The following is a 12,714-nucleotide window of genomic DNA, read 5'->3' as shown; positions in this document are numbered from 1 at the left end:
ATGCGGTTGTTTATTGCGGAAAAACCCAGTCTCGGCCGCGCCATCGCCGATGTGCTCCCTAAGCCGCATCGCAAAGGCGATGGTTATATTGAGTGCGGTAACGGGCAGGTGGTAACCTGGTGTATCGGCCATCTGCTCGAGCAGGCTCAGCCTGACGTCTATGACGGGCGCTATGCGCGCTGGAATCTGCTCGACCTGCCGATTGTGCCGGAAAAGTGGCAGCTGCAGCCCAAACCGTCGGTCACCAAACAGCTCAACGTCATCAAGCGTCTGCTGGGCGATGCGCAGGAGGTGATTCACGCCGGTGACCCGGACAGAGAGGGGCAACTGCTGGTCGACGAAGTTCTCGACTACCTGCAACTGGCGCCGGAAAAGCGCCAGCAGGTCCAGCGCTGCCTGATTAACGATCTCAACCCGCAGGCGGTGGAGCGGGCGATTTCTCGCCTGCGCGCCAACAGCGAGTTTATTCCGCTCTGCGTTTCGGCCCTGGCCCGCGCCCGTGCTGACTGGCTGTACGGGATTAACATGACCCGCGCCTATACGCTGCTCGGCCGCAATGCCGGCTACCAGGGCGTGCTGTCGGTCGGTCGGGTGCAGACGCCGGTGCTGGGGCTGGTGGTGCGGCGTGACGAAGAGATTGAGAACTTCGTCGCTAAAGATTTCTTTGACGTCAAGGCGCATATCGTGACGCCGAAGGATGAGCGTTTCGTCGCCACCTGGGTGCCGAGCGATGCCTGCGAGCCGTATCAGGATGAAGAGGGGCGTCTGCTGCATCGTCCGCTGGCTGAACATGTGGTGGCGCGTATTGAGGGCCAGCCGGCGCGGGTGACCGCCTACAACGATAAGCGGGATTCAGAACCGGCGCCGCTGCCATTTTCGCTTTCGACGTTGCAGATTGAGGCGGCGAAACGCTTTGGCTTTAGCGCGCAAAACGTGCTGGATATCTGTCAGAAACTGTATGAAACCCACAAGCTGATTACCTATCCACGTTCGGACAGCCGCTATCTGCCGGAAGAGCATTTTGCCGGTCGGCATGCGGTTCTCAATGCCATCGCGGTGCATGCGGCGGATCTGCTGCCGCAGCCGGCGGTGGATCTGGAAATCCGTAACCGCTGCTGGGACGATAAAAAAGTGGATGCGCACCATGCGATCATCCCGACCGCCCGTAGCAGCCAGGTGAAACTGTCCGATAACGAAGAGAAGGTGTATGGCCTGATTGCCCGTCAGTATCTGATGCAGTTCTGCCCGGATGCGGTCTTCCGCAAGTGCCAGATCGATCTTGATATTGCCAATGGCAAATTTGTCGCCAAAGCGCGTTTCCTCGCCGAAGCCGGCTGGCGCGCGCTGCTGGGTAACAAAGAACGGGACGAAGAGAACGACGGTACTCCGCTGCCGGTGGTGGCAAAAGACGACGAGCTGCTGTGTGAAAAGGGCGAAGTGGTGGAGCGACAAACTCAGCCGCCGCGCTATTTTACCGATGCAACGCTGCTGTCGGCGATGACCGGGATTGCCCGCTTTGTGCAGGATAAAGATCTGAAAAAGATTCTGCGTGCGACCGACGGTCTGGGGACGGAAGCGACCCGCGCCGGGATTATCGAGCTGCTGTTTAAGCGGGGCTTTTTAGTCAAAAAGGGCCGCTATATTCACTCCTCCGATGCCGGGCGTGCGCTGATTCACTCCCTGCCGGAGATGGCGGCCCGCCCGGACATGACCGCTCACTGGGAGTCGGTACTGACGCAAATTAGCGAGAAGCAGTGCCGCTATCAGGACTTTATGCAGCCGCTGGTCGGCACGCTTTACCAGCTGATTGAGCAGGCCAGGAGTACGCCGGTGCGTCAGTTCCGCGGCATTGTCGCGCCGGGCGGCGGTAAAAAGAGTTTCAGCAAAGGTAAAACCAAAGCGAAAGACAAGAAGCCTGCGGCGGACTCCGCTGCGGAAAAACCATAAAAAAACCCCGGAAACCCGGGGTTTTTTTATGGCTGCCGCTCATCCCCGTCTTAAGGGACGGCGGCAGGGAACCGTGACGTCTTAAATGACGCCCTGCGCCAGCATGGCATCGGCCACTTTGACGAAACCGGCGATATTGGCGCCGCGGACGTAGTTGGTCTGCTGCGCTTCGCCGCCGTATTCAACGCAGGCGTGGTGAATGTCCAGCATGATGTGATGCAGACGGGCGTCGACCTTCTCCGCCTTCCAGCTCAGGCGGGCGGCGTTCTGCGCCATTTCGAGGCCGGAAGTGGCGACGCCGCCGGCGTTCGCCGCCTTGCCAGGCGCGAACAGCACGCCCGCATCAAGGAACAGATCGGTGGCGGCGATGGTGGTCGGCATGTTAGCGCCTTCGGCAACGGCCTTCACGCCGTTAGCGATCAGCAGACGCGCCGCATCGGCGTCCAGTTCGTTTTGCGTGGCGCAAGGCAGTGCGATATCCACAGGAACGGACCACGGCTGTTTGCCTTCGAGGTAGGTCAGACCATACTCGCGGGCGTAGTCGGCAACGCGGCCATCGTGGCTGGCTTTGATTTCGCACAGACGGGCCAGTTTTTCCGGGGTAAAACCGCCTTCATCGACAACGGTGCCGCTGGAGTCGGAGGCGGTGATCACGCGGGCACCGAGGGTCATCGCTTTTTCGATAGCATATTGCGCCACGTTACCGGAACCGGAAACCGCCACCCGCATCCCTTCGAAGCCCAGACCGTGACGCTTGAGCATCGCGTCGGTAAAGTACACCAGACCATAGCCGGTCGCTTCCGGACGAATCAGGCTGCCGCCGAAAGAGAGCCCTTTACCGGTGAACACGCAGGCGCTGTTGTTGGAGAGTTTACGCATCATCCCGGCCATAAAGCCGACTTCACGACCGCCAACGCCAATATCGCCTGCCGGAACGTCGGTGTCCGGGCCCAAATGGCGATACAGTTCGGTCATCAGCGCCTGACAGAAGCGCATCACTTCGCCATCGCTCTTTCCTTTCGGATCGAAGTCGCTGCCGCCTTTTCCGCCGCCCATTGGCAGCGTGGTGAGGGCGTTTTTAAAGGTCTGTTCAAAGCCGAGGAACTTCAGGATCGACAGGTTGACCGACGGGTGGAAACGCATGCCGCCCTTGTACGGGCCAATTGCCGAGTTGAACTGCACGCGCCAGGCGCGGTTAACCTGAACCTGATTGCGGTCGTCGACCCAGACGACGCGGAACTGAATAGCGCGCTCTGGTTCAACCAGACGTTCCAGCAAAGAGAGCTGGCGATAGCGCGGGTTTTCTTCAAGGAAGGGCCACAGCGTGGTCATCACTTCGCGGACAGCCTGAGCAAATTCGGTTTGTTGCGGGTCGCGCTGTTGAACGCGGGTAAGAAAGCTTTCCAGAGTACACATCTGATCCATAGATATAATTTCCCCTTATGGTTGTGGTTGCATGTATACGCGTCACGTGCAGATTGCTTCGCTGTCCGCTTCGAAGCGCCTGGGCGGTCGCCTGAGGCAATCTGAATGATTTTGTATCTCTTTTTTTATTATTCGGCCCTTGAAAAGACCGATTTTCCGACTATAACACCGGGAATCGTTAGGCAAGCAAGGAAAAATTATCCAGACAGGAAAATTTATAATCTGGCGTCAGTCATAACTAAAAACGATGACGCCAGTGGCAGAGAATTAGCGGGGAAGCCCGGCGGCGCGTTGGGCAATAAACGCGTTCAGCAGCGGAATATCCGCCGGAGCAAGGTCGAAGGTGAGCGCCTCTTGCGGCGTGCACCAGCGCAGCTGGCGATGATAGTGGGCGCTGGGAAGGCCGCTAAAGCGCGCCACCCACCAGGCGTGCAGGTGAATCAGGCGGCCGGAGACCTCCCGTTGATGACTGGCGATATAACGCTCAACTTGCGCCGTAATGCCGAGCTCCTCCTGCAGTTCGCGGATAAGCGCCTGCGGCTGGCTCTCGCCAGCTTCCACTTTGCCGCCGGCAAATTCCCATAGGCCGGGCTGATCGGAGTGGGACGGGCGCTGCGCCAGCAGAATTTTGCCATCCTGTTCAATAATGGCGGCTACAACATCAAGCGTTTTTTGCATCTGAATCATCGTTCCGGGCAGGATAATGGCCTATTATCACCGCCTTTATCTTTGCCAGACAACCTTTAGCCCATCGGAGATATGTCGTGCTCGATAGTCATCTGCATCCCCGCCTGAAACCCTTGCTCAATATTTGCGCCGCGCGACTGGACCGCCTCGGCGTCTGCGCCGACGGCGTGACCCTGACGGGATTCGTCATCGGCGTTCTGGCGCTGCCGTTTCTCGGGCTGCGTTGGTACGGGGCGGCGCTGGTGGCGATTGTCGTGAACCGGCTTCTCGACGGATTAGATGGCGCGCTGGCGCGTCGCCGCGGGTTGACCGATGCGGGGGGATTTCTCGATATTGCTCTCGACTTTCTGTTTTATGCCCTGGTGCCGTTCGGGTTTATTCTCGCCGATCCGACGCAGAACGCCGTGGCCGGAGGCTGGCTGTTGTTTTCTTTTATCGGCACCGGCAGCAGCTTTCTCGCCTTTGCCGCGCTGGCGGCAAAGCATCAGCTAACCAATCCGGGCTACGCCCATAAGTCGTTTTACTATCTCGGGGGATTGACGGAGGGGAGTGAAACCATCCTGCTGTTCGTGCTGTGCTGCCTGTTTCCCGCGCAGTTCGCCTGGCTGGCGTGGCTGTTCGGCGCGCTCTGCTGGCTGACCACCGCTACCCGTATTTACAGTGGCTACCTGACGCTGAAGCAGCTTCAGCGTCAGGCGTAAGGCGGTTACTGACTACTCTCCGGCCCGCGTACGCCGGTCTGCACCGGATTTTTCGGGTCGCTGCTCCATTCGTACCAGCCGCCATCGTACACCGAGATATTTTTCCAGCCCATGGCGCGGGCGTACATAAAGGTCTCTGAGGCGCGCCAGCCGGTGCCGCAGTAGAACGAGACCTGCTGATCGGGACGGATATTCCACTGTCGCCACATGGCGGCGATATCCTCCGCGCTGCGCATGGTGCCGTCCGGGTTGTGGAAGTCCTGCATATGGGTGGAGTCGCTCCCGGCGTGTCCCCAGCGGGCGCCGGCAATCTCGCCTTTTGGCTTGATATAGCTATAGCCGCTGGTGGTGCCGATAAACTCCGGCCAGGAACGGATACTCACCAGCGACGCATCCTGACGATGCAGCAGTGCGCGCGCCTGCGCCATATTCAGCATCAGCTGTGGCTGACCGGGAATCGGCGCGCCGAAGTCGGGGGCCGGTTTGGGTTCCGGCGGCATCCCGCGTTCGACCGGCAGACCGGCATCGGACCAGGTTTTCCAGCCGCCGTCGAGCAGACGCACATCTTTTACCCCGGCGTACAGCAGAATCTGCGCCACGCGGGCGGCGGCGTAGACGTCGCGGCCGTAGAGAATCACCGTCGTGTCATGACGAATACCCTGTTTCGCCAGCAGCGCTTTCAGCTGGGCATCGGAGACCTTATTCCACAGCGGTTCGCTCTCCACCTCGTTGGTATCGATATAGCCGGCGCCGGGAATATGATTCAGCAGATAGAATTTGGGCGCCCCCCAGGCCGCTTCAATCACTTTCCACTCTCCGGCCGGTGCGGCGGTCACCGCTTTACCCTGCTGGAGGTTATGCAGCCACTGCGGGTAAACCAGTTGCTCAAAGTGCGGCAGTTTTTGCAGGCGCTCGGGTTGACTCAGCGCATCGCTAAGGGTGCTGAGACGGGTAAACCCTGCGGCCTGCAGGCGCGCGGCCACTTTCGCGTTGTCTGCATCGCTGCCGTACAGCGCGACGGGGGTATCGGCCCGCAGCTGATGCTGTCTGGCCCATGCGCTAAGCTGTTCATCGTTCATGGCGCTGAGCCAACTGGCGGAAAGATTCAGCGCCTGCGGTTCGTGACCCTGCGGGCCGTTAGCCCGTTGGGGCCAGCCGTTGTAGAACGCGCTCAGACGTGTATCAATTGCGATACCGTGCTGCTGTTGTAGGGTGGAGAGCGTCAGCGTTGGCATGGTTTCAGCGGCGAAGGAGGTGGAAGCAGCAAGCCCGATCAGCAGGGCGAGTGCGGTCAATTGAGAAACACGTTTCATCGAAGTGCCCGACAAGAAAAAATTGAGCGCACATTTTCCGCCGCCCCCGTGGGGAATTCTTTGCGATAACGCAGGTTAGCAGAGTTTTCATTGCCAGTTGCGCATATTCAGACAGCGGCCGCGGGCCGGAACATCATCACTGTCGTGAGTCACCAGCACCGCCGGGATGGCGAGGCGCGCCAGCTCATCAAAAACCCAGCGGCGAAAATCGGCGCGTAGTTCGGCGTCAAGGCGGTTAAACGGCTCATCGAGCAGCAGCGCCAGCGGACGGGCCAGCAGGGCGCGGAGCAGGCTGACGCGGGCGCGCTGACCGCCGGACAGCGTCGCCGGATCGCGGGAACAGAACCCGGCCAGCCCGGCCCGTTCCAGCGCCTGCTGGACCTGAATTTTACGCGCCGCGCCGCGGATGTCTGCCGGTAGCGCCAGCAGCAGGTTTTGCCCGACGCTGAAATGGTCGAACAGCAGCGCATCCTGAAACAAAATCCCGATCCGCCGCCGCTCGGTGGGGCGTTCATCGCAGCGTTCATTGTTGAGCCACAGTTCGCCGCTGGCGCGAAAAGGGGCCTCCAGCGCGCCAATCATCCAGGCGAACAGTGTGGACTTACCGCTGCCGGATGGCCCCATCAGCGTCAGCACTTCGCCCGGCGAGACGGAAAATGCGATTTCCCGCAGCAGAGGACGATGGTGCAGCGTCAGGGTCAGGTTGTTTACGGTAAGCACTAGCGTAATCCTCGTCGATAGCGGCCTGCCAGCCAGGCCAGCAGGGCGGTCAGGGAAAAGACCATCGCCGGCAGCAGCAGTTGCCATAATGCCTGCGCGGCAAGCGTTGGCGTATCGCCGCCGCTGCTGAGCGCCACGGCTTCGCTGGTTAATGTCGGCGTCCGCCCGGCACCCAGCCACAGGGTGGGCAGATACTGGGCAATGCTTACCGAGAAGCCGACGGCCAGCGCCATCAGCAGCGGGCGTATCAGCATCGGCAGTTTTACCCGCCAGAATTGCTGCCAGCGCCCCCAGCCAAGGGTTCGCGCCACCAGCGCCAGCCGCGGGTCGCGGTGACGCCACGCCGGGCGCAGAACAAACAGCATCCACGGCACCACCCACAGCAGGTGGCCCCACAAGACGGTGGCGAATTGCCCATCCAGCCAGGCAGACAGCGCCAGTTGATACTGAGCGTCGGCCAGCGGTAGTGCAGGCAGGACCAGCGGTAGCCAGACCCAGCTATCGCCGCGGGAGGGGCCGCACTCCAGCCACAGCAGGCAGATAAGCGCCCCCGCCAGGCAGGCGAGAAGCGCCAGCCTGAGGCTGTTCGCCAGGCTATCGCTTAGCGCAGAGGCGCTGTGTGCCAGTGCCGCCAGCAGCAGCGCGCAAAGCAGACCGCTCAACGGCAGGCCGATTGCCAGCAGCCGCCCGGCGAGCGCGCGCGGCTGCGCACGACGAATGCCTCGCAGGTCAGGGACCCGTCGTTGCCAGAGGCGCCATCCGCCCCAGGCGCAAACAAGCAACCCTCCCAGGATGAGCAGCAACAGCAGGCTGGCGAGGGCGCCTTTCGCCTGCTGCCTATCATCGCCGTGGTTTAACCATTGCCAGGCGAGTACCGCAAGCGTTGGCGGGTTGCCCGGACCGATCACCAGCGCGACATCCACCGTCGACAGGCTCCAGGCGGTGGTCGCCACCAGCACGACCGCAAGCGCGGGCGCCAGCGTCGGCAGTATCAGCCAGTTCAGACACTGCCAGCGGCCGTATCCCTGGCTTTTGAGAATCGTGGCCTGCTCCGCCAGGCGCTTTTCGCTCAGCAGACCGTAGATAACCCACAGCAAAAAACCACTCTCTTTGATGGCCATCGTCAGCCCCAGACCGATGCCGTAGCGATCGGCCAGCGGAGAGCAAACGGAACAGATGCGATACAGCCAGCCGCCTTCGGCGAAAAGCAGCAGCGCGGCGGTGGCAAAGGCGATATGAGGTACGGCTAACAGCAGCGGCAGGCGTCCCGCCAGCTGCCGCCAGCCGCGGGAGGGCCAGAGCGCGGCGACGACGCTCAGGCTTATCAGCAGCGCGCCGCCGACCGCGAGGAGCGTGGAGATAAGCGTCGCCGCCAGCGCCTGCCAAATCTGCGGATCGACGAACAGCGCCTGCCAGCAGGCGAGGCGGAACGCCGGCACGAGCATGAGCGCAATGGCCGGGAAGACGGGCAGATAAATCAGCGCCATGCTTCCCCAGGCCAGCAGAATCAGTGGGTACCGTAACGGCGCAGCCATTCCTGCTCCAGGGCATCAACCCAGGCCGCATGGGGTTCCGCCAGTACCGGCGGTCGGTTTTGCGGAGTCAGCGCCTGTAGCGCCTGGCGCTGGTCGTCGGGTAAGCTCTGCGGGTTCAACACGCTGGGGTCGCCCCACACCGCCGGGTCAGCCTTACGCAATTGCGCCGCCGGGGAGAGCAGGAAGTTGGCTACCACTCTGGCGCCCGCCGGGGCGCGCGCATTGGCCGGAATGGTCACGAAGTGCACATTACCGAGCATCCCGTGCGTAAAACCAAAGCCATAGCTGTCTTTCGGCAGCTCACCGCTAACCGCTTTTTGCCGGGCATGCAGCGGGTTAAACGTCAGCGACAGCCGGAGCGTGCCGTTCGCCAGCATGGCATCCATGCGGGCTGGTGAGGCCGGGAAATCGCGACCCTTCCGCCACAGCAGAGGATGAAGCCGGTCGAGATAGCGCCACAGCGGCGCGGTGACGGCGGCAAACGTCTGTGGGTCCGGGGGGAGGCGCAGCGCCTCCGGGCGTTGCGTCAGACTCATCAGCAACTGCTCAATAAAGGCGGTGCCGGTAAAGTCCGGCGGACGCGGATAGGTGACCTCGCCGCGATGCGCGGCGGCAAAGGTCAGCAGCGCCTCAGGACTGTCTGGCGGCGTCGGCGTCTGTGTGCTTCGGGCGATAAAGGTGAGCTGCGCGCTGCCCCACGGGGACTCTGCACCTTCGGTCGGCAGGGAGAAATCCTCACGCACCGGCTGGCGGGTATCAACATAGCGCCAGTTTGGCAGCGTCTGGGCCCACCCGGTTTGCAGCAGGTTGGCGGTTTTCAGGGTACGGAAGTTCTCACCGTTAACCCACAGCAGATCGACGGAGCCGTTTTGCTTGCGCCCGGCACGGGCTTCCGTTTGCAGGCGCTTTACCGTATCCGCGGCATCGGCGATATGCACGATGCGCAGGTCGATGGCATAGTCGCGCTTCACTTCGGCGCTGACCCAGTCGAGATAGCGATTTACCGCCGGGTCGCCGCCCCAGGCATTAAACCAGACCGTCTGTCCGCGGGCCTGGCGAGCTATCTGTTGCCAGCTATCGTCGGCGTGAGCGGCAAGCGGGGCGCACAGCAGCGCCGCGAGCCAGAGTAAACAGTAGCGCATCATCCGCTCCTTATTATTGGGGGTCTTTTGCCGAGTCCGCCGGGGGGATCTGGCACAGGCCCTGCGCCGGGATCGCCATGGCGGAATTAAAGCGTGCCGACAGATTTTGTAAGCCGATCAGCGCCGTGAGTTCGGTCAGGGCCTGGGCATCAAATCGCGCCATCAGCTTGCCGCGCAGCGCATCGTCGACGGTTGGCGGCGTCAGGCTGGCGGCTTCGGCATACTCTAGCGCCAGACGTTCGTTTTCGCTGAACAATGGGCTCTGGCGCCAGCTGGCGACGGCGAGGAGTTTATCGTGGTTGCCGGTGCGTTCAGCCAGCTTCATGCTGGTGATGTCCACGCAAAATTCGCACCGACACATCTGGGCGACGCGGGCGCTGACCAGCGCGCGCAGCACCGGATCAAGGGGCGAACGCTTGCGTTCAAGATAGCCGACAAACATCGACAGCAGATAAAAGAGCCACGGAATACGTCCCCACCAGCGAACAGGGCTAAGCACTTCGCCGTAATGGCGACGATGCAGCCAGGTCTGCGGGCGCAGGATCAGGGGGATGGTGCGCAGCGGCGACAACCTCATCAGGACTTCCTCTTATGACGTTCGAGATAGCGGGCTTTAGCTATAAAGATAATCAGCGTCAGCGCAAACAGAACGGATAATGCGCTAATAAACCAGAATGTCCCGCCGGTTAACTGGCTGCCCACCCACGAGTACACCAGCGTGGCGGGCAACTGGCCGATACCGGTGGCGAACATAAACTGGCGAAAGCGAATCGAGGTCAGACCCGCCGCATAGCTGATAGGATCAAAGGGGACAAACGGCAGCAGCCGACAGATCAATACCGTCTGTTGACCGTAGCGGTCGAAGAAGGCGTCCATACTGCGCAGCACCGTTTTGCCGGTCAGCTTTTCAACCGCTTCGCGGCCCAGCACTCTGGCGATAAAAAAACACAGTGCGGCGCCGGCCATGGCGCTGGTCCAGGAAAGTGCAGCGCCCCAGAAAGCGCCAAACAACGAAGCGTTAGCGAAGGTGATCAGAAAGGCGGGGAGCGGCGCCACGACGGCCTGCAGGATCATTAAGGCGAAGGAAACCAGTGCCGCCTGCGGCCCGTAGGCGTGAATAAAGCGCTCAATGGCGTGCTGATCTAAGGCGGAAAAGGCCGCCAGACTGTGCTGAATAAACGCATTCACGGCGGGGATACGCCACCAGGCGACGAGCGCGGCCACGACAATGAGGACTAGCGCCGCGCGAGCGCACCAGATGAGACGCGCGTTATTTTTCTTCATGGCTAACCTGCAGCTTGTCGGGATCGATCTGTCGCCGCCGGGCAAAGATTTTGGCGCCCTGAATGATGCCAAATAAGGCGAGGCCGGCGAGGCTCAGTTTCAGTATAAACCCCAACGTAATGCCCTCTCTGGCGAGTTCGCTCGCCATCAGAGTATAGATAAACAGCCCCGGCAGGGTCGTCAGGAGCGATATCAGCATAAATGAGCCGAATGGAATGGCGGTCAGGCCATAGGCATAGTTTTGAATGTTGTACGGAAACAGCGGCACCAGGCGGGTAAAAATCAGGAAATCTGTACCGCTGCGGGCAATTCCGCGTTCAATAGCCTGAAAGGTGGCGGTATGTCCGGCATATTTCAGCAGCAGATCGCGACCCAGCCAGCGGGCCAGCAAGAAAGAGAGCGCCGAGGCCACCGTGGCCGCACACAGCGATAGCAGGGTGCCCCATACCGGGCCAAAGACCACGCCGCCGACCATCACCAGGATACTGCCCGGAATCAGGCACAGGGTGGCGACGATAAATAAGGCAACATAGAGCGTCCAGCCGAGCGGGCCGCTGTGTTGGATCAGCGCCTGCAGTTGACGGAAGTGGGTCAGCAGGTCGGCAAAGCCAGAGAAGGAGACAATCGCCGCCGTGGCGCAGAGCAGGGCGAGAATCAGCAGCAGCTGAGAGTCTGCTTTATGACGGCTTCTTTTGCATGGGGCGCTCCTGTTTTTACCGCGTTCCGTGAACCCTGCGCCCCGGTCGCCAGGGCGTGCGCGACAGTATAATAAATGGCGATCCGCAACAATGTCTTACCGCGGATTTATTGATTTTGCTCAGGATAAGCGCACTCTCCGCGGCCGTCAGGCCGGGAGAGTCGAGGGAGAAAGCGCGTTACGGTTTGAAGGTGGCCCAGACCGGCGCATGGTCGGACGGTTTTTCCATACCGCGAATGTCGTAATCAATACCGGTTTCTACGCAGCGCTGCGCCAGTGGAGAGCTTGCCAGCAGCAGGTCGATACGCAGCCCGCGGTTATCGTCAAAGCCTTTGGAACGGTAGTCAAACCATGAGAAGCGATCCTGGCTATCGGGATTGGCCTGACGCCAGGTGTCAACCAGGCCCCAGTCCAGCAGGCGCGCCATCCACTCACGCTCTTCCGGCAGGAATGAGCACTTACCGGTGCGCAGCCAGCGCTTACGGTTCTCTTCGCCAATGCCGATGTCAAGGTCGGTTGGGCTGATGTTCATATCACCCATGATCAGCAGCGGATTATCTTTGTTCAGCTCACTATCGAGATAGTTTTGCAGATTCTGGTAAAACGCCGCTTTTGCCGGGAACTTAGTTGCGTGGTCGCGGCTTTCGCCCTGCGGGAAATAGCCGTTGATCACCGTCACATTGCCGAATGCGGACGGAATTTCCGCCATGATGATGCGCCGCTGGGCCTCTTCGCCGTCGTCCGGGAAACCGCGGCGCACTGAGACCGGCGTCTCTTTGGTCAGCAGCGCCACGCCGTAGTGCCCTTTTTGACCGTGGTAGAACACGTTGTACCCGAGTTTTGCCACCTCTTCGAGCGGAAACATGTCGTCGTGTACTTTGGTTTCCTGTAAGCCAATAACGTCAGGCTGATGTTTGTCGACGATGGCGGCCAGCTGGTGGGGTCGGGCACGCAGGCCGTTGATATTAAAAGAGAGAAATTTCATAGTCGCTGCCACTGTGCAAGGTGAATAGTGCAGGGATGGTAGCAGAAATTCGTCGGGCTGGCTGCCGGAAGGCATTTTATTGCGCCTGTTGTTCCGATTGGCAGTGCTGGCGTAACCCGCGTGCACCATTCCGGCGCAGCCTGCGCTAAAAAAGGGCGAATATCTACGATAAATTTCGTAGAGGATCACAAATACAGAATTATATCTTACTGATGCATAAACTATCTGATTTATTCACTGCTGTTGCCGAGTGGTAAGATATTTATTCACTATTTATG

General features: G+C 60.6%; 13 protein-coding genes. 3 read left to right on the top strand and 10 right to left on the bottom strand.

Annotation, left to right across the window (positions count from 1 at the left end; translation table 11 throughout):
- A complete protein-coding gene (locus Electrica_RS14960) occupies positions 1 to 1,947 on the top strand; it encodes a DNA topoisomerase III (protein WP_141964854.1) in 1,947 nt (648 codons plus the stop codon).
- 81 nt (positions 1,948 to 2,028) lie between these two features.
- Here Electrica_RS14960 and gdhA read toward each other — a convergent pair whose 3' ends face one another.
- Together gdhA and Electrica_RS14950 are read right to left on the bottom strand one after the other, a co-directional pair.
- Entirely contained in the window at positions 2,029 to 3,372 is a 1,344-nt protein-coding gene (gene gdhA / locus Electrica_RS14955) for an NADP-specific glutamate dehydrogenase (RefSeq protein WP_141964853.1), read from the bottom strand.
- 267 nt (positions 3,373 to 3,639) lie between these two features.
- On the bottom strand, positions 3,640 to 4,050 hold the full coding sequence (locus tag Electrica_RS14950; RefSeq protein ID WP_142255911.1) for a pyrimidine (deoxy)nucleoside triphosphate diphosphatase: 411 nt from the start codon (positions 4,048 to 4,050) through the stop codon (positions 3,640 to 3,642).
- Between the two features lie 86 nt (positions 4,051 to 4,136).
- Here Electrica_RS14950 and Electrica_RS14945 point away from each other — a divergent pair, with 86 nt between their 5' ends.
- The gene (locus Electrica_RS14945; RefSeq protein WP_141964852.1) at positions 4,137 to 4,760 is read left to right on the top strand and encodes a CDP-alcohol phosphatidyltransferase family protein; all 624 of its coding nucleotides are present in this window, start codon (positions 4,137 to 4,139) and stop codon (positions 4,758 to 4,760) included.
- 5 nt (positions 4,761 to 4,765) lie between these two features.
- Here Electrica_RS14945 and Electrica_RS14940 read toward each other — a convergent pair whose 3' ends face one another.
- From Electrica_RS14940 to Electrica_RS14910, 7 genes are all read right to left on the bottom strand, one after another.
- Positions 4,766 to 6,073 carry a rhodanese-like domain-containing protein gene (locus Electrica_RS14940; RefSeq protein ID WP_141964851.1) on the bottom strand — a complete coding sequence of 436 codons (1,308 nt, stop codon included), beginning with the start codon at positions 6,071 to 6,073 and terminating at the stop codon, positions 4,766 to 4,768.
- Positions 6,074 to 6,160: 87 nt separating this feature from the next.
- On the bottom strand, positions 6,161 to 6,793 hold the full coding sequence (locus Electrica_RS14935) for an ATP-binding cassette domain-containing protein (protein ID WP_131049685.1): 633 nt from the start codon (positions 6,791 to 6,793) through the stop codon (positions 6,161 to 6,163).
- Entirely contained in the window at positions 6,793 to 8,328 is a 1,536-nt protein-coding gene (locus Electrica_RS14930) for an ABC transporter permease subunit (RefSeq protein ID WP_141964850.1), read from the bottom strand. Before Electrica_RS14930 ends, Electrica_RS14935 begins: the two co-directional genes overlap by 1 nt.
- On the bottom strand, positions 8,301 to 9,470 hold the full coding sequence (locus Electrica_RS14925) for an ABC transporter substrate-binding protein (RefSeq protein ID WP_142255910.1): 1,170 nt from the start codon (positions 9,468 to 9,470) through the stop codon (positions 8,301 to 8,303). Before Electrica_RS14925 ends, Electrica_RS14930 begins: the two co-directional genes overlap by 28 nt.
- A gap of 13 nt (positions 9,471 to 9,483) precedes the next feature.
- The gene (locus Electrica_RS14920) at positions 9,484 to 10,047 is read right to left on the bottom strand and encodes a carboxymuconolactone decarboxylase family protein (protein WP_131049682.1); all 564 of its coding nucleotides are present in this window, start codon (positions 10,045 to 10,047) and stop codon (positions 9,484 to 9,486) included.
- On the bottom strand, positions 10,047 to 10,754 hold the full coding sequence (locus Electrica_RS14915) for a TVP38/TMEM64 family protein (protein WP_141964849.1): 708 nt from the start codon (positions 10,752 to 10,754) through the stop codon (positions 10,047 to 10,049). Before Electrica_RS14915 ends, Electrica_RS14920 begins: the two co-directional genes overlap by 1 nt.
- Positions 10,741 to 11,379 carry a TVP38/TMEM64 family protein gene (locus Electrica_RS14910; protein WP_141964848.1) on the bottom strand — a complete coding sequence of 213 codons (639 nt, stop codon included), beginning with the start codon at positions 11,377 to 11,379 and terminating at the stop codon, positions 10,741 to 10,743. The genes Electrica_RS14915 and Electrica_RS14910 overlap by 14 nt, the downstream gene beginning before the upstream one ends.
- Here Electrica_RS14910 and Electrica_RS14905 point away from each other — a divergent pair.
- Positions 11,311 to 11,523, top strand: coding sequence for a hypothetical protein (locus Electrica_RS14905; protein ID WP_141964847.1), 213 nt, complete (start codon positions 11,311 to 11,313; stop codon positions 11,521 to 11,523). The two genes, Electrica_RS14910 and Electrica_RS14905, sit on opposite strands and share 69 nt — an antisense overlap.
- Positions 11,524 to 11,629: 106 nt before the next feature.
- Here the strand turns inward: Electrica_RS14905 and xthA are convergent, their stop codons facing one another.
- Positions 11,630 to 12,436 (bottom strand): exodeoxyribonuclease III, encoded by an 807-nt coding sequence (gene xthA / locus Electrica_RS14900; RefSeq protein WP_100686071.1) that lies wholly within the window; start codon positions 12,434 to 12,436, stop codon positions 11,630 to 11,632.
- Between the last annotated feature and the right edge of the window lie 278 nt (positions 12,437 to 12,714).

The sequence above is a fragment of the Klebsiella electrica genome (assembly GCF_006711645.1).
Lineage (GTDB): Bacteria > Pseudomonadota > Gammaproteobacteria > Enterobacterales > Enterobacteriaceae > Klebsiella > Klebsiella electrica.
This window is presented reverse-complemented; position numbering and strand designations above follow the sequence as displayed.